Raw genomic sequence first — 22,916 nt, 5'->3', positions numbered from 1 at the left:
TATAGACCTCCTTGGATTCATGGGTGCCCCCGAACACTGTGGGAACTGGCTTGCTGGCGATAGCATCACCGCGGTGTACGGGTAATACCGCGTCACTTGCATTGCGGGCAAGCCCGCTGCCATAGGTGGGATTAGACTGTTTTCTGCGGTGTGCCTGTGTTCGTGACATAAGCACTGCCCGACACGCAGCCCTGCACCTTTGCCCCTGTTGAAGGTAAACTTCGCCCCCTGCGCAGGAGCAACCATGAATTATCGTCACGCCTTTCACGCCGGCAACCACGCCGATGTCTTCAAACACCTGACCTTGACCCGCCTCATCGCCCTGATGTCGCGCAAGGAACAGCCGTTCGCCTACCTCGACACCCACGCCGGGATAGGTCTGTACGACTTGCAGGGCGACCAGGCCAACCGCACCGGTGAATACCTGGAAGGCATCGCGCGTCTGTGGGGCGAAAGCGATCTGCCGCCGCTGACCGCCGACTACATGCGCGTGCTGCACGAAATGAACCCGGATGGCCAGTTGCGTTACTACCCGGGCTCGCCGGAGCTGGCGCGCCGCCTCACGCGGCCCCAGGACCGTGTGTTGCTCAATGAGAAGCACCCGGAAGACGGCGTGCTGCTCAAGGACAACATGAAAGGTGATCGCCGGGTCAAAGTGCACCTGGGCGAGGGCTGGCATGTACCGCGTGCGCTGTTACCGGTGCCGGAGAAACGCGCACTGATGCTGATTGACCCGCCGTTTGAGCAACTCGATGAAATGCAGCGCTGCGCGGCGTCCCTCAAGGAGGCGGTCAGCCGCATGCGCCAGACCGTTGCGGCGATCTGGTATCCGGTCAAGGACCAGCGCATGTTGCGCCGCTTCTATCAGGACCTGGCCGGCACCGGGGCGCCGAAGTTGCTGCGGGTGGAGTTGCTGGTGCATCCGCTGGACACGCCCAATACCCTGACCGGTTCGGGCCTGGCGATTGCCAATCCGCCGTGGGGGTTGGAGGAGGAATTGCGTGAGTTGCTGCCGTGGCTGTCCAAGAAGCTTGGCCAGACCCAGGGTGGGTGGCAGATGGATTGGCTCATTGCTGAGTAATCAGATCTCAAGCCAAAACACAAAGCTAAATGTGGGAGCGGGCTTGCTCGCGAAGACGGAGCGTCAGTTAACAGATATGTCGACTGATACACCGCATTCGCGAGCAAGCCCGCTCCCACATTTGAACTGCGCAAGTCTTAGATCGGGCAGGTCACGCCCGTGCCACCGATGCCGCAATAGCCCTGCGGATTCTTCGCCAGGTACTGCTGGTGATACGCCTCGGCGAAATACACCGTCGGCGCTTCGTCGATTTCTGTGGTGATGGTGCCCAGCCCGGCCTTGGTCAGTTCACTCTGATACGCCTGGGCACTGGCTTTCGCCGCCTCCAGATGTTCAGGTTTGACCGCGTAGATCACCGAACGGTATTGGCTGCCGATGTCATTTCCCTGGCGCATCCCTTGGGTGGGGTTGTGCAGTTCCCAGAACATTTTCAGCAGTTCTTCATAGCTGATCTTGTCTTGGTCAAACACCACCAGTACCACTTCGCTGTGGCCGGTCAGGCCCGAGCAGACTTCTTCGTACGTCGGGTTCGGCGTGTAGCCGCCGGCGTACCCGACGACGGTGCTGACCACGCCGTCGCGCTGCCAGAATTTGCGCTCCGCACCCCAGAAGCAACCGAGGCCGAAAATCGCGAACTCTACGTTGTCGACAAATGGCCCCAGCAGCGGGTTGCCGTTGACGAAATGCGTTTCCGGCAGCTTCATCGGGGTTTCACGGCCAGGCAAAGCTTGTTCTTGAGTAGGCAGCACGTTTTTGTTCACCAGAATTTCCGAGCGCAAGACCATGATCAGTCCTCTCAGTCAGATTGAGTTATGTAATAAGACAGACAGCCAGTGTGCCCGAGTGTTACAGCGCTGTCAGGCGATAGGCCCGCGAGGATAGCGTTTAAGCTTCTCAAGCAGCTCTGCACCGGGGATTGGCCGGTCGAACAGGTAGCCCTGGCCCACATCGCAGCGATGCCGGCGCAGGAACGCCAGTTGCTCGCTGGTTTCGATGCCTTCGGCCACCACCTTGAGCTTGAGGTTGTGGGCCATGGCGATCACCGCCGAGGTGATTTCCATGTCGTCCTGGTTGTCCGGGATTTCGTGGATAAAGCTGCGATCGATCTTGATGATGTCGATGGGGAATTTTTTCAAATAACTCAGCGACGAGTAGCCGGTGCCGAAGTCGTCCATGGCCAGGGTCAGGCCAAAGCTCTTCAATTGATCCAGCTGCAGGCGCGTGTCTTCGGTGGCTTCCAGCAGCAAGCCTTCGGTCAGCTCCAGTTCCAGCAGATTGGCCGGCAGCTGTTCCTCCTTGAGGATCGTGGCGATCGACGCCACAAGGTCCGGGTCGGAGAATTGCTTGGGCGACAAGTTGATCGCCACCTGCAAATTACCCATGCCGGCGGCGCTCAACTGCTTGCTCATACGGCAGGCCTGGCGCGCGATCCATTTGCCGATAGGAATGATCAGGCCGGTCTCTTCCGCCACGCTGATAAATTGATCGGGGCGGATCATGCCCTTTTCCGGATGGTTCCAGCGTAACAGCGCTTCCATGCCCAGCAAGCGGCCGCTGCGCAGGCACAGCTTGGGCTGGTAGAACACGTCCAGCTCGTTCTGGGTCAGGGCGCGGCGCAGGTTGTTTTCGACGAACAGCTTGTAACTGGCCTCGGCATTCAGGGCCTCGGTAAACACCTGCACCTGGTGCTTGCCGTTGGCCTTGGCCTTGTGCAGGGCGAGCCCGGCGTTACGCATCAGGGTTTGCGGGTCACGGCCGTGTAATGGCGCGCAAGCCAGGCCCACGGAGCCGGTGACACTGATCAACTGGTTGTCGACGAACATCGGCTTGTCGAGGGTTGCCAACAACTGGCTGGCGACCAGTTGGCCACTCTCCAGATCAGCGTCGTCAAGCAACACCGCAAACTCGTTACTGGCAAACCGCGCCAGGCTGCCACCGGCACTCAGGCTGTTGCGCAGGCGGCGGGCCAGGCTGATCAGCAGCTTGTCGCCGGTCTGGTGGCCGAGGCTGTCGTTGATCCGCTTGAAGTTATCGATGTCCACCAGCAGCAGGCTGATCGGGCTGTCGCTGTCGCGGGCAAAGCGTTCATCAAGGTTGCGGATAAACGCCGGGCGGTTGCCCAGGTTGGTCAGGTTGTCGGTGTACGCCAGGCGTTCGATGCGTTGCTGGGCCAGCTTGGTCTGGGTGATGTCTTCGTAGATGCCGATGTAGTGGGTCAGCTCACGGTTGTCCCCATACACCTTGGAGATCGACAGCTGGCCCCAGTAGGGTTCCAGGTTTTTGCGCCGGCTCTTGAATTCACCCTGCCAGCTGTTGCTCTTGGCCAGGCTCGACGGCGCGTCGAAGAGCAGTTCGCTGAGATTTTCCAGGGCCGGCAATTGCGCCAGGCGGTGGCCATGGACTTCTTCGGCGCTGTACTGGGTGATTGCGGTAAAGCTCGGGTTGACGTACTCCACCACGCCGTCACAGTTGACCAGCAAAAAGGCGTTGGCGCTTTGCTCAACCGCACGCTGGAACAGGTGCAGCGCGCTGGTGGCGGTGCGGCGGTTGTGGTTGTTGATCACTTGCGCGAACTGGTCTGCCAGCTCGCCGGCAAAGGCGATCTCATCGGTTTGCCAGGCGCGTGAGCTGCCGCTCTGTTCCAGGCACAGCACGCCGATGACTTGGCCATCAACGCGGATGCTCGCGTCGAGCATCGCGTGTATATCCTTGGCGCGCAGGCTCTCGGCCATTTCCCGGGTGCGTGGGTCACGCATCGCATGGGTGGCGTCGATCGCGCGGCTCGAATGCAGGGCTTCCAGATAGTCCGGGAAACCACTGGCGTCGATCGCTTCGGGCAGATGATGCTGTTGGTCGGCGCGGTGGTAGGCCGAGATCGGCACCAGGCGCTGGCCCTCAAGGTTCCAGATACTCGCGCAGTCGATCTGGTAGATGTCGCACGCACTGCGGGTGATCAGCTCGGCGGCTTCTTGCAGCGAGTTGGGTGTGGTGTAGCGCTGGCGTGCCAGCAGCAGGATCAGCTCCTGTTGAGCGCGCACCCGTTCCAGGTGCTGCAACTGTTCCTGTTGGGCGCGCTGATTGAGCTCCAGTGCGATCTGCAGGCGGCTGTTCTGGTTTTCCAGGTCGGCGGTTGGCGCGGGGGCGGGGATTTCGCTGAACAGCCCGTCGACCACCATCAGGTAGCCGCGCACCAGGTGACGATTGTGTTGTTTGTAAGCCTCGCCCATCTCCAACAGGCTCAGGGGGCCGTCGCTGGTGTGCAGGGTGTAGCGCACCAGGTAATGCGGACTCTGGGTCAGTTGCTGCTGGATCGCGTCGTGCAGTTGATAGCGCGCCTGAGGTTCCATCAGGCTGGCGTAGGGGGTGCCGACCAGCGCGCACAGTTCGACTGCCGGCAGGCCGAATTGGCGCTCGCAATTGGGGTCGAGGTACAGCAAGGCCCAGCTTGCCTCATTAAGCCGCTCGAAACGCAGCATACCGAGGCGCGAAGGCACCGGTAACTGCGTCACTACCTCGGCCGCCATACGGGCGACATCGGGTTGGCTTTTCATGGGGGAACTCGCTTGGAAAAATGCGCACTGCGCCGGGCTCACGCCCTCTTTACTGTCGCCTGCGGCAAGGTTGCATCATGCAGCACGCACTGACAAGAGAGGATGAAGGCTAAGTGCTATAAGGCTGTTATCGGCCGCGAGGGCGGTTTCTGCAATCGGGGTGATGGGTGGCGTATTGACGCAGGCGCGACGCCTCTCGCGCCGACAAAAAAGCAGGCGAAAAAAAGCCCCGCCAATTGGCGGGGTTGAGGTACGAGCGTGGCGCTCGGAAATCGGTGCAGCCAGGCCTCCCCGGTGAAAGTGAGGCCCGTTGATGCTTACAGCAGGATGGTGCGGATGTCGTTCAGCAGTTGGCTCAAACGCTGCGTGAAACGTGCAGCGGCAGCGCCGTTGATCACACGGTGATCGTAGGACAACGACAGCGGCAACATCAGCTTCGGCTGGAACGCTTTACCGTCCCATACAGGCTGGATAGTGGCCTTGGAAACACCCAGGATCGCCACTTCCGGCGCGTTGACGATTGGCGTGAAGCCAGTGCCGCCAATGTGACCGAGGCTGGAGATGGTGAAGCACGCGCCCTGCATGTCGTCTGCGGTGAGCTTCTTGTCGCGGGCCTTGGCTGCCAGCGCAGCCGCTTCGGCAGCGAGTTGCAGCAGGCTCTTCTGGTCGACGTTCTTGATGACCGGTACCAGCAGGCCATCCGGGGTGTCGACGGCAAAGCCAATGTTCACGTATTTCTTGCGAATGATCGCCTTGCCGCTTGGCGCCAGCGAACTGTTGAAGTCCGGCAGCTCCTTGAGCAGGTGCGCACAGGCCTTGAGCAGCAGTGGCAGCACGGTCAGTTTCACGCCGGCTTTTTCGGCCACGGCTTTCTGCGCAACGCGGAAAGCTTCCAGGTCGGTGATGTCGGCCTGGTCGAACTGGGTCACGTGCGGAATGTTCAGCCAGCTGCGGTGCAGGCTCGACGCGCCGATTTGCATCAGGCGGGTCATCGGCACTTCTTCGGTTTCGCCGAAGCGGCTGAAGTCCACGACCGGGATCGGTGGAATGCCAGCACCGCCAGTAGCGCCGCCGGCAGCCGGAGCTTCCTTGGCCTTCTGCATCATGGCTTTGACGTAAACCTGCACGTCTTCCTTCAGCACACGACCGTGAGGGCCAGTGGCCGATACGGCATTCAGCTCAACGCCGAATTCACGGGCCAGTTGACGCACGGCAGGGCCGGCGTGAACTTTGGCACCGCTTGGCGCAGGTGCGGCAGCCGCAGGGGCCGGTGCGGCCTCGGCTTTTGCAGCCGGTGCAGGGGCGGCAGCGGCCGGAGCCGCTTCAGCTTTGGCCGCAGGTGCGGCAGCCGGTGCCGGAGCAGCCGGGGCAGCAGCGCCTTGTACTTTCAGCTTGAGGATGAAGTCGCCAGTGCCGACTTCGTCTTCCAGCTTGACCGCAATGCTTTCCACCACGCCGGCAGCCGGCGAAGGGATTTCCATGGAGGCCTTGTCGGACTCCAGGGTGATCAGCGACTGGTCGGCTTCGACGGTGTCGCCGACCTTGACCAGCAGCTCGATGATCTTGGCCTTGCCCGACGAACCGATGTCCGGCACGTGAATGTCCTGAACAGTGGCAGCGGCCGGTGCAGCAGCCGGTGCGGCTGGAGCCTCGGCGGCGGCAGGCTTTTCAGCAGCCGGTGCAGGTGCAGCAGCGGCAGCAGGCGCTGCCGCAGGGGCCGCATCAGCGGCACCTTCGATTTCCAGCTCCAGCAGTTCGTCGCCTTCTTTCAGGCGATCGCCCAGCTTCACTTTCAGGCTCTTGACCACGCCGGCCTTGGGAGCAGGGATTTCCATGCTCGCCTTGTCCGATTCGAGGGTCAGGATGCTCTGGTCGGCTTCGACGGTGTCGCCGACCTTCACAAACAGCTCGATTACTTCACCTTCACCGCTGCCGATGTCAGGTACGCGAATGAGTTCGCTCACAAAAAATCTCCTCAGCAGTCCAGTGGGTTGCGTTTTTCCGGGTTGATCCCGAACTTGACGATAGCGTCAGCCACCACCTTAGGTTCGATCTCACCACGGTCAGCCAAGGCTTCCAGGGCTGCCAACACCACGAAATGACGGTCGACTTCGAAGAAGTGACGCAGCTTCTTGCGGCTGTCACTGCGGCCGAAACCGTCGGTGCCCAGGACTTTGAATTCCTTGGACGGGACCCACTGGCGAATTTGTTCAGCAAACAGTTTCATGTAGTCGGTAGAGGCGATCACCGGACCTTTACGGCCAGTCAGGCACTCTTCGACATAGCTCTTCGCAGGCTTCTGACCTGGGTGCAGGCGGTTGTTACGCTCGACCGCCAGGCCATCGCGACGCAGTTCGTTGAAGCTGGTAACGCTCCACACGTCAGCGCCGACGTTGAACTCTTCACGCAGGATCTTCGCCGCTTCACGGACTTCACGCAGGATGGTGCCGGAGCCCATCAGCTGCACGTGGTGCGCCGCTTCCTTGGTGTCTTCTTCGAGCAGGTACATGCCCTTGATGATGCCTTCCTCGACACCGGCCGGCATGGCTGGCTGTTGGTAGGACTCGTTCATCACGGTGATGTAGTAGAAAACGTCCTGCTGCTGTTCGGTCATCTTCTTCATGCCGTCCTGGATGATCACCGCCAGCTCATAGCCGTAGGTTGGATCAAAGGTGCGGCAGTTCGGGATGGTGGCAGCCAGGATGTGGCTGTGACCGTCTTCGTGTTGCAGGCCTTCGCCGTTCAGCGTGGTCCGCCCGGCAGTACCGCCGATCAGGAAGCCACGGGTACGGCTGTCGCCTGCTGCCCATGCCAGGTCGCCGATACGCTGGAAACCGAACATCGAGTAGAAGATGTAGAACGGCAGCATCGGCTGGTTGTGGCTGGAGTACGAAGTACCGGCAGCGATGAAGGAGCTCATGGCGCCCGCTTCGTTGATGCCTTCTTCGAGGATCTGGCCCTTCTTGTCTTCCTTGTAGAACATCACCTGGTCTTTATCGACTGGCTCGTAGAGCTGGCCGACGGAGGAGTAGATGCCCAACTGACGGAACATGCCTTCCATACCGAAGGTACGGGCTTCGTCCGGGATGATCGGGACGATACGCGAGCCGATTTCCTTGTCCTTGACCAGTTGCGCGAGGATTCGCACGAAGGCCATGGTGGTGGAGATTTCACGGTCGCCCGAGCCGTCCAGGATAGCCTTGAGGGTATCCAGCGGCGGTGTAGGAATGTCGAAACTCTTGGCGCGGCGCTGTGGCACGAAACCGCCCAGTGCAGTGCGACGCTCGCTGAGGTAGCGGGCTTCGGCGCTGTTTGGCTCCGGCTTGAAGAACGGCAGGTTCTCCAGCTCTTCGTCCTTGACCGGGATGTCGAAACGGTCGCGGAACAGCTTCAGGCTTTCAACATCAACTTTCTTGGTGTTGTGCGCAGTGTTTTTCGCTTCGCCGGCACCGGTGCCATAACCCTTGATGGTCTTGGCCAGGATGACGGTCGGTTGTTCTTTGTGGTTGACCGCTTCGTGGTACGCCGCGTAGACCTTGTACGGGTCGTGGCCGCCACGGTTGAGTTTCCAGATCTCGTCGTCTGACAGGTCTGCAACCATCGCCTTGAGTTCAGGCGTGTTGAAGAAGTGTTCACGCACGAACGCGCCGTCTTTGGCTTTGTAGTTCTGGTACTCGCCGTCGATGACTTCGTCCATGCGACGTTGCAGGATACCGTCGACGTCTTTGGCCAGCAGTGGGTCCCAGAAACGGCCCCAGATGACTTTGGTCACGTTCCACTGAGCACCGCGGAACACGCCTTCGAGTTCCTGGATGATCTTGCCGTTGCCGCGAACCGGGCCGTCGAGGCGCTGCAGGTTGCAGTTGATGACGAAGATCAGGTTGTCCAGCTTCTCGCGGCCGGCCAGGGAGATGGCGCCCAGGGATTCCGGCTCGTCACACTCGCCGTCGCCCAGGAAGCACCAGACTTTCTGCTTGCCTTCAGGGATGAAGCCACGGGCTTCCAGGTACTTCATGAAGCGTGCCTGGTAGATCGCCTGGATCGGGCCAAGGCCCATGGAAACGGTCGGGAACTGCCAGAAATCAGGCATCAGCCAAGGGTGCGGGTACGACGACAGGCCGTTACCGTCCACTTCCTGGCGGAAGTTGTTCATGTGTTCTTCGGTGATGCGGCCTTCCATGAACGCACGGGCGTAAACGCCTGGCGAGGTGTGGCCCTGGAAGTAGATCAGGTCGCCGCCGTGTTCGTCGGTCGGGGCCTGGAAGAAGTAGTTGAAGCCAATGTCATACAGGGTTGCGCTGGAAGCGAAGCTGGAGATGTGACCGCCCAGGTCAGAATCTTTCAAGTTCGTGCGCATTACCATCGCCATGGCGTTCCAACGTACCAGCGAGCGAATGCGGCGTTCCATGAACAGGTCGCCAGGCATGCGTGCTTCGTGGGTAACGGGGATGGTGTTGCGGTATGGCGTAGTGATGGCGTAAGGCAGTTGCGAGCCGCTGCGGGTCGCGAGTTCGCCCATACGGGTCATCAAATAGTGAGCACGGTCTTCGCCTTCTTTGTCGAGAACCGATTCCAGGGCGTCCAGCCATTCCTGGGTTTCGACGGGATCGAGGTCTTGCATGGCTTGCTCCAGGGCGGAAAGGCTACCAGAATCGGTTGCCTGAAGTTTGCGACTGGCCTTGTGGGCAGACGACATAAATTCTTGGATGGCCGAAGGTTGCTTCGGCGTCCTGTAGTTTTACTACAAATCGTCGGCCATTTCAGCCTTTCGAATGTATATACGAGTAGTAAAACTACACAAGACTGAGCGGATTGCTCGGTCTGGCTGGTGAGCATAATCGTTATTGTTGATCTTTTGCGAACAAGAAAAGGTGAAAGTTTGATGTTGCCTGCCAAGATTAATTTAATTTCAGCTATTTATAACCTTTGTTCGACAGTCCTTCACCGAGCGTGGTTCTTGCGTTCACAGCAACAAGCCATTTACGCGCCGATCAAGGATAGACCATGAGCCTTCCAACACTCGCCGAATTACCGGCCATTCTCTTGCCTTACGCCAGCCGGGCCGAGCAGTCATTTCGTGACGCAGTGGCCGCGCTGGACGACGATCATGGCCTTTCTGCGTGGACGCCGCAACGGTGGGCCGACTTTGCCCGGGTGTGCGCCGCCAGTGATTTCGTCATTGAACAGAGCGTTCGTGACCCTTTGATGTTGCTCGAGCTGGTGGCCTGGGGCGAGTTGGACCGGGGTTTCGCGCCCGGCGAGCTGTGCGGCCAGATCGCTGGCGCTGCGCAACAGGCCGAAACAGAAGATGAACTGGGCCGTGTATTGCGCCGCCAGCGTACGCGCCAACAAGTGCGCATCATCTGGCGCGACCTGACCCGACAAGCGGACTTGGTGCAAACCTGTCGCGACCTCTCCGACATGGCTGACGCTTGCATCGACCAGGCCTACCAGTGGCTGTATCAGCGCCACTGCGTACAGTTCGGCACACCTACCGGCCGGCGCAGCGGCGAAGCTCAGCACATGGTCATCCTCGGCATGGGCAAGCTCGGTGCGGTGGAGCTGAACCTGTCTTCCGATATCGACCTGATCTTCGCCTACCCCGAAGGCGGCGAGACGGTGGGCGTGAAGCGCGCGCTGGATAACCAGGAGTTTTTCATTCGCCTTGGTCAAAAGTTGATCAAGGCCCTTGACCCGATGACCGTCGACGGTTTTGTATTCCGTGTCGACATGCGCCTGCGGCCATACGGCTCGGCCGGCGCGTTGGTGCTCAGTTTCAATGCGCTGGAACAGTACTATCAGGATCAGGGCCGCGACTGGGAGCGCTACGCCATGATCAAGGCGCGGGTAGTGGCCGGTGACCAGGTTGCCGGTGCGCAGTTGCTCGACATGCTGCGACCTTTCGTCTATCGGCGTTACCTGGATTTTTCCGCCATTGAAGCGCTGCGCACCATGAAGCAGTTGATCCAGCAGGAAGTGCGGCGCAAAGGCATGGCCGACAACATCAAGCTGGGCTCGGGCGGCATCCGCGAGGTGGAGTTTATCGCGCAGGCGTTCCAACTGATCCATGGTGGCCGCGACCTGAGCCTGCAACAGAGGCCGTTGCTCAACGTGTTGGGAACCCTGGAAGGCCAGGGCTACCTGCCACAAGCCGTGATCGCCGAGTTGCGCAATGGCTACGAGTTTTTGCGTTACACCGAACACGCCATCCAGGCGATTGCCGACCGGCAGACGCAAATGCTCCCGGACGGCCCGGAAGACCAGGCGCGTATTGCCTTTATGCTGGGCTTTGCCGACTGGGCGGCATTCCATGAGCGCCTGATGTACTGGCGTAGCCGTGTGGACTGGCATTTCCGCCAGGTGATCGCTGATCCCGACGAGGAAGAGGGCGAAGAAAGTGAATTGGTTGTGGGCGGTGAGTGGTTGCCGCTGTGGGAAGAGTCCCAGGACGAAGAGGCCGCGTGCCGGCAATTAGCCGAAGGTGGCTTTACGGATGCGACCAAAGCGCTTAAGGCCTTGGCCAGCCTGCGTGGCAGCCCGCAATTGCGCGCCATGCAGCGCCTGGGCCGCGAACGGCTGGATGCTTTTATTCCGCGCCTGCTGGCCCAGGCGGTCGAGCACGCCAACCCGGACTTGGTACTGGAGCGCGTATTGCCGCTGGTGGAGGCCGTCGCCCGCCGTTCGGCCTACCTCGTGCTGCTGACCGAAAACCCCGACGCCCTGCGCCGGCTGTTGACCCTGTGCGCCGCCAGCCCGTGGATCGCCGAACAAATCACCCGCTTCCCGCTCCTGCTCGACGAACTGCTCAACGAAGGCCGCCTGTTCAAGCCGCCGTTGGCGCCGGAACTCGCCGCAGAGCTGCGCGAGCGCCTCACGCGCATTCCCGAGGATGACCTTGAGCAGCAAATGGAAGCCCTGCGCCACTTCAAACTGGCCCACCGCCTGCGTGTCGCGGCTTCGGAAATCGCGGGCAGCCTGCCGCTGATGAAAGTCAGCGATTACCTGACCTGGCTCGCCGAGGCCATCCTCGAACAAGTGCTGGCCCTGGCCTGGCGCCAGACCGTGGCGCGCCACGGCTCGCCGCAGCGGGTGGACGGCAGCCTGTGCAATCCTGGGTTTATCATTGTCGGTTATGGCAAGGTCGGCGGGATCGAATTGGGGCATGGTTCGGACCTGGACCTGGTGTTTATCCACGACGGTGACCCGCAGGCGGAAACCGACGGTGCCAAGCCGATTGACGGTGCGCAGTTTTTTACGCGTTTAGGCCAGCGCATCATTCACCTGTTGACCACCCAGACCAACTCGGGCCAGTTGTATGAAGTGGACATGCGCCTGCGGCCTTCGGGCGCGTCCGGTTTGCTGGTGAGTTCGCTGGGGGCGTTTGAGCGCTATCAGGAAAATGAAGCCTGGACCTGGGAACATCAGGCCCTGATCCGCGCTCGAGTGCTGGTGGGCAGCCAGGATGTGGGCCATGCGTTCGAACAAGTACGCGCCAAAGTGCTGGGGCGTGAACGGGACTTGGCGAAGCTGCGCCAGGAGGTCAGCGAGATGCGCGCCAAGATGCGCGATAACCTGGGCACCCGGACCACGGCGGCCGGTACCGGTGCCAATGCCTTCGAGCCCACGGCGGCGTTCGACCTCAAGCAGGACGCCGGAGGTATCGTCGATATTGAATTTATGGTGCAATACGCCGCTTTGGCGTGGTCTGCGCAACATCCATCGTTGCTGCGCTACACCGACAATATCCGCATTCTGGAAGGCCTGGAGCAGGTTGGGCTGATGCCCGCCGCCGATGCCCATCTGCTGCGCGAGGTGTATAAGGCCTACCGTTCCGCCGCGCACCGCCAGGCCTTGCAAAACGAGGCGGGCACAGTGGCCGGGGATCAGTTCGCCGACGAACGGCGCCAGGTGATGCGAATCTGGCAAGCGCTGGGGTTAAGCTGATACTCGACTGATATGTGGGAGCTGGCTTGCCTGCGATGCAAGCGACTCGGTGTAGCAGGCCTACCGAGGCGATGCCATCGCAGGCAAGCCAGCTCCCGCACAAAGCGGTTCCCAGGCCCACCGCGACTGGCAGTAATTATTGAGGCGGGGAGGCATAAGCCTCCCCGCATCGTTTGTGGAAACTACATGAATATTCTGATCGTTGGGCCCAGTTGGGTCGGTGACATGGTGATGGCGCAGACACTGTTCCAGTGCCTGAAACAGCGTCATCCCGACTGCCAAATCGACGTGCTCGCCCCTGAGTGGAGCCGGCCGATCCTCGAGCGCATGCCCGAGGTGCGCAAGGCCTTGAGCTTCCCGCTCGGTCACGGCGCACTCGAACTGGCGACGCGCCGGCGCATCGGCAAATCCATGCTCGGCCAGTACGAGCAAGCGATCCTGCTGCCCAACTCGCTGAAATCGGCGCTGGTGCCGTACTTTGCCGGCATCCCTAAACGTACCGGCTGGCGCGGCGAGTTTCGCTACGTGCTGCTCAATGACGTGCGCACCCTCGACAAGGCGCGTTACCCGCTGATGATCGAGCGTTTCATGGCCCTGGCCTACGAGCCCGGTGCCGAGTTGCTGACACCTTACCCGCGCCCGAGCCTGCAGATCGACCCGGTTACACGCGACGCGGCACTGGCCAAGTTCGGCTTGATGCTCGACCGTCCGGTGCTGGCGCTTTGCCCTGGCGCCGAGTTTGGCGAGTCCAAGCGCTGGCCGTCGGAGCATTACGCCAAAGTCGCCGAAATGAAGATTCGTGAAGGCTGGCAGGTGTGGTTGTTTGGTTCGAAAAACGATCACTCGGTGGGTGAAGACATCCGCCAACGCCTGATTCCCGGTCTGCGCGAAGAAGCCGTGAACCTTAGTGGCGACACCTCGTTGGCCGAGGCCATCGACCTGTTGTCCTGCGCCGACGCGGTGGTGTCCAACGACTCGGGCCTGATGCATGTGGCGGCGGCGTTGAACCGCCCGTTGGTGGCCGTTTACGGCTCGACCTCTCCAGGCTTCACCCCACCATTGGCCGATAAGGTCGAAGTGGTGCGCCTGGGCCTGGAGTGCAGCCCGTGTTTCGACCGCACCTGCCGTTTCGGCCACTACAATTGCCTGCGCCAGTTGCTGCCGCAACCGGTCAGCGATGCCTTGCAGCGGTTGCAGGGCTCTGTGGTCGAGGTCCGTTAGTTTGCGCGTACTGGTAATCAAGACCTCATCCCTGGGCGACGTGATCCACGCCTTGCCGGCACTGACCGACGCGGCGCGGGCAATCCCTGGCATTCGCTTTGATTGGGTGGTGGAAGAAGGCTTTGCCGAGATCCCTACCTGGCACCCGGCGGTGGACAAGGTGATCCCGGTGGCGATTCGCCGCTGGCGCAAAAACATCTGGCAAACCATCAAGAGCGGTGAGTGGCGACGCTTCAAACAGAGCGTCCAGTCGACTAAATACGACTTGGTGATCGACGCCCAGGGCCTGTTCAAAAGCGCCTGGCTGACACGCTACGTGCGTGCCCCGGTGGCGGGCTTCGATAAACACTCCGCCCGCGAGCCAATCGCCGCGCGTTTCTACTCGCGGCGCCTGGCCGTGGCCCGTGGGCAACATGCGGTGGAGCGTTTGCGCCAGTTGTTCGCTGTGGCGCTGGGCTATGACTTGCCCAAAGGTCTGGGCGATTACGGCCTGAGCGTCGACAAGCTGCTCGGCCTGCCGCCGAAAAAACCGTTTGTGCTGCTGCTGCACGGCACCACCTGGGACACCAAGCACTGGCCCGAAGCCTATTGGCGCGAACTGGCCGAACGCATGGGTCGCTTGGGTGTGGACGTGAAGTTGCCGTGGGGCAATGCCGACGAAAAAGCCCGTGCCGAGCGCCTGGCGCAAGGCCTGCAAAACGCCGAAGTGTTGCCCAAGCTGAACCTGGCCGGCGTCGCCCGTGTGCTCGCCGGCGCCCGCGCCTGCGTGGCGGTGGACACTGGGCTCGGCCACTTGGCCGCCGCGTTGGACGTGCCGACCATTTCCCTGTTCGGCCCCACCAACCCCGGCCTGACCGGCGCTTATGGCAAGGGCCAGATTCATCTGGCCAGCGACTTCCCCTGTGCGCCATGCCTGCAAAAGCACTGTACCTATCAACCAACGGCCGACGATTTGCGTCGGTTCGACATCAAGCGTGAGTCGCCCCTGTGCTTCACGCGCTTGAACCCTGAGCGTGTGGCAAGCCGACTGAGCACGTTGTTACTGGCTGAGGAGCTGCACTGATGCAACTGGCTTTTGTTCTGTACAAATATTTCCCCTTCGGTGGCCTGCAGCGCGACTTCATGCGTATCGCCCTGGAGTGCCAGCAGCGCGGCCACCAGATTCGTGTCTACACGCTGATCTGGGAAGGCGACATTCCGCCGGGTTTCGAAGTGCTGGTGGCGCCGGTCAAGGCGATCTTCAATCATCGGCGCAATGAGAAACTCAGCGCCTGGATGGAAGCCGACCTGGCCAAGCGCCCGGTGGATCGCCTGATCGGTTTCAACAAAATGCCTGGCCTGGACGTTTACTACGCCGCCGATGGCTGTTTTGAAGACAAGGCGCAAAACCTGCGCCACTCGCTGTACCGCAGCTTTGGCCGCTATAAGCACTTTGCCGAGTACGAGCGTGCGGTGTTCGCCAAGGATGCCAAGACCGAAGTCTTGATGATCTCCGAAGTGCAGCAGCCGCTGTTCATCAAGCATTACGACACCCCGCTGGAGCGCTTCCACCTGTTGCCACCGGGCATTGCCCAGGATCGCCGGGCACCGCCGAACGCCGCCGAGATTCGCGAAGGTTTCCGCAAGGAATTCAACCTGCGCGAGGACGACCTGCTGTTGGTGCAAATCGGCTCCGGCTTCAAGACCAAGGGCGTCGATCGTAGCCTCAAGGCCGTAGCCGCCTTGCCGGCAGAACTAAAAAAACGCACGCGCCTGTTTGTAATTGGCCAGGACGACCCCAAAGTATTCCAACTGCAGAGCGCCACATTGGGGCTGGGCGACAACGTGCAGTTCCTCAAGGGCCGCAGCGATATTCCGCGTTTCCTGCTGGGTGCCGACCTGTTGATCCACCCGGCGTACAACGAAAACACCGGCACTGTGTTGCTCGAAGCCCTGGTGGCCGGGTTGCCGGTGCTGGTCTCGGCCGTGTGTGGTTATGCCCATTACATCGCCGAAGCCGACAGCGGCCTGGTGCTGGATGAACCTTTTGAACAGGCGCAGCTCAACCAGTATCTGGCGCGAATGCTCACCGACACTGCACAGCGCGCGGCCTGGGGCCGCAATGGGTTGGCCTTCGCCGAGACGGCCGACCTCTACAGCATGCCGCAGCACGCGGCGGATGTGATTCTGGCGGAGCCAAAACGATGAAGTTGATGCTTGCCGAGCCGTTCAAGACCCTCTGGGCCGGGCGCGATGCCTTCGCCGAAGTCGAGCGGCTGCAAGGCGAGGTGTACCGTGAGCTCGAAGCGCGTCGCACCTTGCGTACCGAAGTAGATGGCCGTGGTTATTTTGTGAAGATCCACCGTGGCATCGGCTGGGGCGAGATCGTCAAGAACCTGGTCACCGCCAAGCTGCCGGTGCTGGGCGCGGGCCAGGAGTGGCAGGCCATCGCGCGCCTGCAGGAAATCGGCGTGCCCACCATGACCGCTGTGGCCTACGGCGAGCGCGGCAACAACCCGGCCGACCAGCACTCGTTCATCATCACCGAAGAGTTGGCGCCTACGGTCAGCCTCGAAGATTTCAGCATCAACTGGGCCAAACAGCCGCCCGAGCCGCGCCTCAAGCGCGCGCTGATCGCTGAAGTGGCGCGCATGACCGGCATGATGCATCGCGGTGGGGTCAACCATCGCGACTGCTACATCTGCCACTTCCTGCTGCACACGGATACGCCGGTCACCTTCGATCACTTCAAACTGTCGGTGATCGACCTGCACCGCGCCCAGACCCGCGACAAAATCAGCCATCGCTGGCGCGACAAAGACTTGGCCGCGCTGTATTTTTCGGCGCTGGACATCGGCCTCACGCGTCGCGACAAGTTGCGCTTCCTCAAGGGCTACTTCCAGCAGCCGCTGCGCCAGATCCTGGCCGAAGAAAGCCCCTTGCTGCAGTGGCTGCAAACCAAGGCCGACAAGCTTTATGCACGAAAACAACGCTACGGGGACGCGCTCTGATGGCGGGTTGGAACCTGGAACCTGCTTACGCCGCACTGGCGGATGATTTCGGCAGCCTTGAGGCGGTGTTTGCGCTGCAGGGCGAGCAGCTGACACGCGACCCGTTGTCGGAAGTGATCCGTGTAGAGCGCGGCGGGGTGAATTTCTACGTCAAGCGTTACGTCGGTGCCGGTAAAGGCCTGCGCCGCTACCTCGGCAAGCCGCGAGTGAAGTCCGAATGGCAGAACCTCAAGCGCTTCGCCAGGTGGGGGATTCCTACCGCCGACGTGGTGGCCTGGGGCCTGGAGCGCAAGGGCCTGGCCTATGCCCGGGGTGCGATGATCACCCGCGAGCTGCCGAGAACCGCAGACTTGTCGGTGCTGGCTGATCGCAACGATGCCTGTTTGAAAGACCCCAAGTGGGTCAGCGTGGTCAGTCGCCAGCTTGCCGAATACACCCGCACCATGCACGAGCATCGCTTCACCCATAACGATTTGAAGTGGCGCAACCTGTTGGTCGACGATCATCAGACCCTGTACCTGATCGATTGCCCCAACGGTGATTTCTGGCGCGGGTTCTGGCTCAAGTACCGTATTACCAAAGACCTGGCCTGCCTGGACAAAGTCGCCAAGTATCACTTGTCGGCTACCCAGCGCCTGCGCTTCTACCTGCAATACCGCCAACGCCCGCACCTGACGGCGTCGGACAAACAGCGGATTCGCCACGTGGTGAAGTTTTTCGAGGGGCGCGAATGAGTGATTTCCTGGCGGCCGAAGATCGCGCTCTGCTTGAGCGCAACGGCCTGGCTGACTTCGATGCCCTGTGGGCCAGGCAACTGGACGCGGTGGATGAGCCCAATACCAGCGACGGAGGATGGAGCAGCGTGTTTCGCCTGGAGCTTGAAGGTCAGGGCTACTACCTCAAGCGCCAGAGCAATTACCTGACACGCACGCTCAGCAAGCCGTTGGGCGAGCCGACGTTCGCCCGCGAATTCCGTAACATCAGCCGTTATCGCGAGCGCGGTATTCCGGCGTTGCAGGCGGCGTTTTTCGGTGAGCGCAAGGTCAATGGCGAGCACCGTGCGATGTTGCTGACCCGTGCCCTGGACGGTTGGAACGACCTGGATTCATTGCTGGAACAGTGGCCGCAACTGACGGACGCCCAGCACCGTGCGATCTTGCTGGCGTGCGGTCAGCTGGCGCGACACCTGCACAGCGTGGGTCAGGTGCATGGCTGTTTTTACCCCAAGCATATTTTCCTGCAGGCCACAGGCACAGGGTATGCCGCGCAGTTGATCGACCTGGAAAAAACCCGCCCGTTGCTGTTCGGCAGGCGCGACCGGGTCAAGGACCTGGAACCGCTGTTGCGGCGCGCGCCGCAGTGGTCGGATGCCCACGTGCGGCAATTGCTGGCGGCCTATCTTGATCAACCTGAAGACAGCTCGCTGACCACCGCCTGGTTCGAGCGCCTGACGGCCCGTCGCAGTCACAAGGAGAAGCGCTGATGCGTTTGTCCGAGCTGAAAAAAGCCGGTCGCACGCCTGACCTTCCGCTGACCATCGAGCTGGCGGATGCTGCCGGCCCCGGGCAACTGCAACTGCTCAGCCTGCTGCGCGTATTGCCAGGCGAGCGCTATGTGGGCGCAGGCGTGTGGCGCGGTCGCACGGTGCTGGCCAAATTATTGGTGGGCAACAAGGCGGCACGGCATTTTCAGCGCGAACTCGGCGGCGTCCGCCTGCTGGCTGAGCAAGGCCTGACCACGCCGCAGCTGCTGGCCGATGGTTTGCAGGAAGGTGAGGGCGGCTGGCTTTTGTTCGACTTTATTGAAGGCGCCGAAAGCCTGGCCGATGCCTGGCAGGCGGTCGAAGGTTTGCCGCCGTTGGCGGACGCACAGACCGCCGTGCTCGCCGAGGCGTTGGCGGCGATCGCGCAGATGCACAGCAAAGGCTTGTGGCAGGAAGACCTGCACCTGGACAACCTGCTGCGCCAGGACGGCAAGCTGTACCTGATTGACGGTGCCGGGATTCGCGTCGAAGAAGCGGGCAAGCCGCTGTCGCGCACTCGGGTGCTGGAAAACCTCGGGGTGTTTTTCGCCCAGTTGCCGAAAAACCTTGAGCCGTTCACCGAAGAGTTGCTGGTGTACTACCTGCTGAGCAACGGCGAGCACGCGTTGCCGCTGCAAGCCCTGGAGAAACAGGTGCGCAAGGTCAGTGCCTGGCGCTTGAAGGACTTTCTGAACAAGGTCGGCCGTGAATGCACGTTGTTCAGCGTGGTGCGTGGCGCCTTTGCCTTGCGTGCGATTCGGCGCGAGGAAGAGCCTGCGATGCTGCCGGTGCTGGAACAGGCCGATGCCTTGCTTGACCAGGGCCACCTGTACAAAACCGGTGGTGCGGCCACTGTCGCCAAGGTTGAAGTGGCCGGTCGGCCGCTGGTGATCAAGCGCTACAACATCAAGGGATTCGCCCATTGGCTCAAGCGTTTCTGGCGCCCCAGTCGTGCCTGGCACTCCTGGCGCGAAGGCAACCGCCTGGCCTTTCTGGGGATCGCCACACCCAAGCCGCTGGCCGTGCTGGAAAAGCGTTTTTTCTGGCTGCGCAGCCGGGCTTATCTGGTCACCGAATACTTGCCGGGGCCGGACATCATCGAGCGCTTCGCCCCGTATGTTGAGAACGGTGATGCGCCCGAAAACGAACTGCTGGCCCTGGATCATCTGTTTGCCGAGCTGATTCGTGAGCGCATCAGCCATGGCGATTTCAAAGGCCATAACCTGTTCTGGGCCGAGGATCGCTGGGCGCTGATTGATCTCGATGCCATGTGCCAGCACCGCAGCAACGCCAGCTTCGCCCCGGCATTTGCCAAGGACCGCGCGCGGTTTATGCGCAACTGGCCTGAGAGCAGCGCCCTGTACCAGCTGATCGACCAGCGTTTGCCCCGAGAGATCGGCGTCGCCGGTTAAAGCCGGCCTGCCCCCCACATTTTGATGTGTAAACGCGGTCAAGTGTGGGAGCGGGCTTGCCTGCGAAGGCGGCCGCTCAGGCGCTACATGACCTGATCAAAACTGGTATTCAGCCCCCGCGCCCGCATACCACGACCGCCCCGGCGCCGCTTCGTAATAACGGAAGTTGCCGTCACCGACAATCACCGAGCCGACGTACTGGCGATCCAGCAAGTTATCCAGGCGCAGCGTCTGGTGGAAGGTCCAGTGCTCCACCTTCTGCTCGAAGCGTGCGCGCCAATTGAACACGCTGTAGCCCGGCGCGGCGTGTTGCTGGTTGGTGTCTTCGACGTAGACCTTGCTGCGGTACATGCCTTCAAGGGCGGTGCTGACCCAGTCGCGGGGTTTCCAGTTCAGCTCGGCAAACAGCGTGGTTTGCGGCACGCCGGGGAGGTAGTTGCCTTTGTTGATGGCCGTGTTGCCGCCGCTGACGAAGTCGCTGTCGTAAGTGGCTTGCAGGCGGGTGTAGGCGAGGTGCGTGCTCCACTGATCCGACAGCTGGCTTTCGATGCCCAGTTCGAAACCGCGGCGCAGGGTGCGGCCAGCGTTTTGATAGGTGGTACGACCGCCGCTGGATTGTTGCACGACCAACTCGTCGTCAGTCGTGATCTGGAATACGGCAGCATTCAGGCGTGTGTCCTGGCCAATGCGTGCCTTCAGGCCGACTTCAATTTGCTTGCTGACCGACGGCCTGAGCGCGAAGTTGAAGCCGTTTGAAGTGCTGGAATACGCGGACTCCGCCTGAGTCGGAGTTTCGAAACCTTTGCCCGCGCTTACGTAACCGTGCAGGTCGGGCGTGAAGGCATACATCACGCTGACCGATGGCGTGTTCTTCTGATAAGTCTTGCTGCCGCTGTCATTGCCGTCACTCAGGAAGCGGTCGTCCACATCCATCTTCATGGTGCTGTGACGCAGACCTGCCTGCAGGGTCCAGTCGCCCAGCAGCCAGTTGGCTTGCACAAACGGGTCAAGGCTGGTGGCGGTGTCGATTTCATCGCGGCCCAACGCGCCTTTGACGCCGTGCACGCCGTCGAGGGTGTTGGAATAGCCTTGGCGATCATCCTGGCTGCGGTCGTAATCAAGGCCGGCGATCAGGGTCAGGTCGCCGGGGGCGCTGGTGATGGGTTGCAGCCAGTGGACCGAGCCGCCGTAGAATTTGCGGTCGAAAGCCACTACGCCGCCGCGAGCGTTTGCCGGGTTGAGTGCGCCACTAGCGAATTTGTCCGGAATCGACAAGTACTGAATCACACTGCGCTGCCCGGTATAGGCATTCACCTGCAGCGTCGCATCACCGATGTAGCGCTCGTAATTCATGCCTAATTGCTGATGGTCGATGCTTTTTCGCGTGTTGTATTGCAACGCGGCCGGCGCTACCGAACGCGGGTCGGCCTTGTACGCCGCCCAGGTTTGCCCCAGCGGATCCTGCGTGCCGTTCTGCTCCAGGCTGCTGTAGATCAGCGCCAGCTTGCTGTCGTCATCCGGCTGGAAGTTAAGCTTGGCAAACGTCTGGTCACGGCGGGCGCTGCCGTGGTCGCGGTAGCCGTCGGTGTCCATGCGCGAGGCATCGAGCACGAAACCGGCGCCGTTCGCCGCGCCTTCTGCGGTCAGGTGGTTTTTGTTCAGGCCGTCGCTGCCCACCAGGGTTTCAGCGCCGATGCGTGGCGGGCCTTCGCCGTCGCGGGAAAACATCTGGATGACCCCGCCGGCATTGCTGCCATACAAGGTGGCTGCCGGGCCGCGCAGGACTTCGATGCGCTCGGCGGTATCGAGATTGAACGTGGCCGCCTGGCCCTGGCCGTCCGGGGTGCTGGCGGGGATGCCGTCGGCAATCAGCTTGATGCCGCGTACGCCAAACGCCGAGCGCGCGCCGAAGCCGCGTGAGGAAATCTGCAGGTCCTGCGCATAGTTCTGACGGTTCTGTACCACCAGCCCGGGCACGCGGGACAGGACTTCGGAGGCGTTGATGCCGAGTTGACCGTCGCTGATCTGTTCGCGGCTGATGCTGTCGACCGAGTAGGGCAGGTCAAAGGTCGGGTTGGCGCTGCGCGAGCCGGTGACGACGCTGGGGTCGAGGATCAGTGGTGCATCATCGGCCAGGGTGGTATCGCTCAGGGCAAGCAGGCAGGGCAGCAACGAGGTGAGGCGGGCAAAGGTTTTCATGGTCAGCCGATATCTGTGGCGCATAGGACATAAACGCGCAAAAGGGCGCGAGTTTAGTGACTTGGTCAATTTTTACCATTTCGGATTTTTCTCACGTAAGTTGTCGGCGCGCCGGGGTGGGTGGGCCGATACCCCGGTGATAGTGTGGCTGACCGTTTGTGAGGGCCGCACTATGACAGTAAACATTACGGTTGCACTGGGCGTTGCTGCACTGCTGTTGAGCGGTTGTGGAACCGTGAACAGCGTTATTCGCAAAGACGGTGACACCGCGCGTGAACTCAGGCTCATAAAAACCTATTGCCAATCCATACCCCGCGTTTACAGTGGGGTGGCCTTTGATTTTTGCTCGCTGCATGCGGCACCTGACCCGACCGGTATATTGATACCCTTCGTGTTGCTGGACATTGCCGTGTCCGGCGTTGCCGACACCGTTGTGTTGCCCTATACGATTTATCGACAGGCGAGTGACGGCAATATCAGTATCTATTGGCGCCCCGGCGGCTCTTGAGCGGGGGAGGTATAAGCACGTCGGCGTTGTCCGCATTCGCCCGTTCAAGACACAAGGAGTCATCCGTGAACCGTGTTTCTAATATTCTATTGGCGCTAACGCTCGTACTGCTCACTGGCTGCGGAACGATCAATACCGTCTTCCGCCCGGACGCGGTTGCCAGCCAGAACCTCAAGGAATCACGCAGTCACTGCGAAAACGTGCCGCGTATATACAGCGGAGTTATCTACGGCTTTTGCACACTCAACGGCGAGCCCAAGCCTGACAAAAGCCTGAACGACCAAAGCTTCTCGGACCGTGCGGGCAATGCCTTCCCGATCATTGCCATCGAGGCGCTCGCCTCCGGCGTGGCGGACACGCTGGTGTTGCCCTACACGATCTACCGCCAGAGCAAGGACGGCAGCATCGAGATCTACCAGTAGCCCGCTTGCCGGTTGCCGCTAACAGCTTCCTACTGCTTTTAAGTTATAATCCCGCCCTTTAGCTGT

Annotated in this window: 16 protein-coding genes; 11 read left to right on the top strand and 5 right to left on the bottom strand. The window is 61.2% G+C overall.

Annotated elements, in window-relative coordinates; all coding sequences use genetic code 11:
• The first annotated feature begins 244 nt into the window (after nt 1-244).
• Nucleotides 245-1,081, top strand: a complete 837-nt coding sequence (locus ACLBW8_RS11690) for a 23S rRNA (adenine(2030)-N(6))-methyltransferase RlmJ (protein WP_017138523.1) — start codon at nt 245-247, stop codon at nt 1,079-1,081.
• 137 nt (nt 1,082-1,218) lie between these two features.
• On the opposite strand, the gene msrA is transcribed toward ACLBW8_RS11690, so the two are convergent.
• The 4 genes from msrA to aceE all read right to left on the bottom strand — a co-directional run bounded on the left by msrA (nt 1,219) and on the right by aceE (nt 9,253).
• Nucleotides 1,219-1,866: a peptide-methionine (S)-S-oxide reductase MsrA gene (gene msrA, locus ACLBW8_RS11685; protein ID WP_069550869.1), complete on the bottom strand. Its 648-nt coding sequence runs from the start codon at nt 1,864-1,866 to the stop codon at nt 1,219-1,221.
• Between the two features lie 72 nt (nt 1,867-1,938).
• Nucleotides 1,939-4,632 carry a putative bifunctional diguanylate cyclase/phosphodiesterase gene (locus ACLBW8_RS11680; protein WP_447805409.1) on the bottom strand — a complete coding sequence of 898 codons (2,694 nt, stop codon included), beginning with the start codon at nt 4,630-4,632 and terminating at the stop codon, nt 1,939-1,941.
• 317 nt (nt 4,633-4,949) lie between these two features.
• The gene (gene aceF / locus ACLBW8_RS11675) at nt 4,950-6,596 is read right to left on the bottom strand and encodes a dihydrolipoyllysine-residue acetyltransferase (RefSeq protein WP_064450354.1); all 1,647 of its coding nucleotides are present in this window, start codon (nt 6,594-6,596) and stop codon (nt 4,950-4,952) included.
• Between the two features lie 11 nt (nt 6,597-6,607).
• Complete coding sequence (gene aceE / locus ACLBW8_RS11670) at nt 6,608-9,253, bottom strand: pyruvate dehydrogenase (acetyl-transferring), homodimeric type (protein ID WP_064450355.1); 2,646 nt, start codon at nt 9,251-9,253, stop codon at nt 6,608-6,610.
• Nucleotides 9,254-9,636: 383 nt separating this feature from the next.
• Between aceE and glnE the strand changes: the two genes are divergently transcribed.
• The 8 genes from glnE (at nt 9,637) to ACLBW8_RS11630 (ending at nt 19,721) form a co-directional block, all read left to right on the top strand.
• Nucleotides 9,637-12,576, top strand: a complete 2,940-nt coding sequence (gene glnE / locus ACLBW8_RS11665; RefSeq protein WP_407015897.1) for a bifunctional [glutamate--ammonia ligase]-adenylyl-L-tyrosine phosphorylase/[glutamate--ammonia-ligase] adenylyltransferase — start codon at nt 9,637-9,639, stop codon at nt 12,574-12,576.
• A 186-nt stretch (nt 12,577-12,762) separates the two neighbouring features.
• On the top strand, nt 12,763-13,797 hold the full coding sequence (gene waaF / locus ACLBW8_RS11660) for a lipopolysaccharide heptosyltransferase II (RefSeq protein WP_447805408.1): 1,035 nt from the start codon (nt 12,763-12,765) through the stop codon (nt 13,795-13,797).
• A 1-nt stretch (nt 13,798) separates the two neighbouring features.
• Nucleotides 13,799-14,860 carry a lipopolysaccharide heptosyltransferase I gene (gene waaC / locus ACLBW8_RS11655; protein WP_407015895.1) on the top strand — a complete coding sequence of 354 codons (1,062 nt, stop codon included), beginning with the start codon at nt 13,799-13,801 and terminating at the stop codon, nt 14,858-14,860.
• The gene (locus ACLBW8_RS11650) at nt 14,860-15,984 is read left to right on the top strand and encodes a glycosyltransferase family 4 protein (RefSeq protein ID WP_221293760.1); all 1,125 of its coding nucleotides are present in this window, start codon (nt 14,860-14,862) and stop codon (nt 15,982-15,984) included. Before waaC ends, ACLBW8_RS11650 begins: the two co-directional genes overlap by 1 nt.
• Nucleotides 15,981-16,787 carry a lipopolysaccharide core heptose(I) kinase RfaP gene (rfaP, locus tag ACLBW8_RS11645; protein WP_447805407.1) on the top strand — a complete coding sequence of 269 codons (807 nt, stop codon included), beginning with the start codon at nt 15,981-15,983 and terminating at the stop codon, nt 16,785-16,787. The genes ACLBW8_RS11650 and rfaP overlap by 4 nt, the downstream gene beginning before the upstream one ends.
• Nucleotides 16,787-17,521 carry a lipopolysaccharide kinase InaA family protein gene (locus tag ACLBW8_RS11640; RefSeq protein ID WP_064450361.1) on the top strand — a complete coding sequence of 245 codons (735 nt, stop codon included), beginning with the start codon at nt 16,787-16,789 and terminating at the stop codon, nt 17,519-17,521. The genes rfaP and ACLBW8_RS11640 overlap by 1 nt, the downstream gene beginning before the upstream one ends.
• Nucleotides 17,518-18,270 (top strand): lipopolysaccharide kinase InaA family protein, encoded by a 753-nt coding sequence (locus ACLBW8_RS11635; protein WP_064450362.1) that lies wholly within the window; start codon nt 17,518-17,520, stop codon nt 18,268-18,270. The genes ACLBW8_RS11640 and ACLBW8_RS11635 overlap by 4 nt, the downstream gene beginning before the upstream one ends.
• Nucleotides 18,270-19,721 (top strand): lipopolysaccharide kinase InaA family protein, encoded by a 1,452-nt coding sequence (locus ACLBW8_RS11630; RefSeq protein WP_447805406.1) that lies wholly within the window; start codon nt 18,270-18,272, stop codon nt 19,719-19,721. Before ACLBW8_RS11635 ends, ACLBW8_RS11630 begins: the two co-directional genes overlap by 1 nt.
• Before the next feature lie 96 nt (nt 19,722-19,817).
• Here ACLBW8_RS11630 and ACLBW8_RS11625 read toward each other — a convergent pair whose 3' ends face one another.
• Nucleotides 19,818-21,920: a TonB-dependent receptor family protein gene (locus tag ACLBW8_RS11625; protein WP_447805405.1), complete on the bottom strand. Its 2,103-nt coding sequence runs from the start codon at nt 21,918-21,920 to the stop codon at nt 19,818-19,820.
• A 172-nt stretch (nt 21,921-22,092) separates the two neighbouring features.
• Between ACLBW8_RS11625 and ACLBW8_RS11620 the strand changes: the two genes are divergently transcribed.
• Together ACLBW8_RS11620 and ACLBW8_RS11615 are read left to right on the top strand one after the other, a co-directional pair.
• Nucleotides 22,093-22,428, top strand: coding sequence for a YceK/YidQ family lipoprotein (locus ACLBW8_RS11620; protein WP_064454844.1), 336 nt, complete (start codon nt 22,093-22,095; stop codon nt 22,426-22,428).
• 65 nt (nt 22,429-22,493) lie between these two features.
• Nucleotides 22,494-22,850, top strand: a complete 357-nt coding sequence (locus tag ACLBW8_RS11615) for a YceK/YidQ family lipoprotein (protein WP_407015890.1) — start codon at nt 22,494-22,496, stop codon at nt 22,848-22,850.
• Nucleotides 22,851-22,916 lie beyond the last annotated feature (66 nt).

The sequence above is a fragment of the Pseudomonas sp. M5A4_2d genome (assembly GCF_053345295.1).
Note: the sequence above shows the minus strand (reverse complement) of the source record. Positions and strands in the feature narration are given on the sequence as shown.

Coding starts and splice junctions, on each gene's coding strand:
- ACLBW8_RS11690 (WP_017138523.1), top strand. CDS start 245: ATGAATTATCGTCACGCCTTTCACGCCGGCAACCACGCCGATGTCTTC.
- msrA (WP_069550869.1), bottom strand. CDS start 1,866: ATGGTCTTGCGCTCGGAAATTCTGGTGAACAAAAACGTGCTGCCTACT.
- ACLBW8_RS11680 (WP_447805409.1), bottom strand. CDS start 4,632: ATGAAAAGCCAACCCGATGTCGCCCGTATGGCGGCCGAGGTAGTGACG.
- aceE (WP_064450355.1), bottom strand. CDS start 9,253: ATGCAAGACCTCGATCCCGTCGAAACCCAGGAATGGCTGGACGCCCTG.
- glnE (WP_407015897.1), top strand. CDS start 9,637: ATGAGCCTTCCAACACTCGCCGAATTACCGGCCATTCTCTTGCCTTAC.
- waaF (WP_447805408.1), top strand. CDS start 12,763: ATGAATATTCTGATCGTTGGGCCCAGTTGGGTCGGTGACATGGTGATG.
- ACLBW8_RS11650 (WP_221293760.1), top strand. CDS start 14,860: ATGCAACTGGCTTTTGTTCTGTACAAATATTTCCCCTTCGGTGGCCTG.
- rfaP (WP_447805407.1), top strand. CDS start 15,981: ATGAAGTTGATGCTTGCCGAGCCGTTCAAGACCCTCTGGGCCGGGCGC.
- ACLBW8_RS11640 (WP_064450361.1), top strand. CDS start 16,787: ATGGCGGGTTGGAACCTGGAACCTGCTTACGCCGCACTGGCGGATGAT.
- ACLBW8_RS11635 (WP_064450362.1), top strand. CDS start 17,518: ATGAGTGATTTCCTGGCGGCCGAAGATCGCGCTCTGCTTGAGCGCAAC.
- ACLBW8_RS11630 (WP_447805406.1), top strand. CDS start 18,270: ATGCGTTTGTCCGAGCTGAAAAAAGCCGGTCGCACGCCTGACCTTCCG.
- ACLBW8_RS11625 (WP_447805405.1), bottom strand. CDS start 21,920: ATGAAAACCTTTGCCCGCCTCACCTCGTTGCTGCCCTGCCTGCTTGCC.
- ACLBW8_RS11620 (WP_064454844.1), top strand. CDS start 22,093: ATGACAGTAAACATTACGGTTGCACTGGGCGTTGCTGCACTGCTGTTG.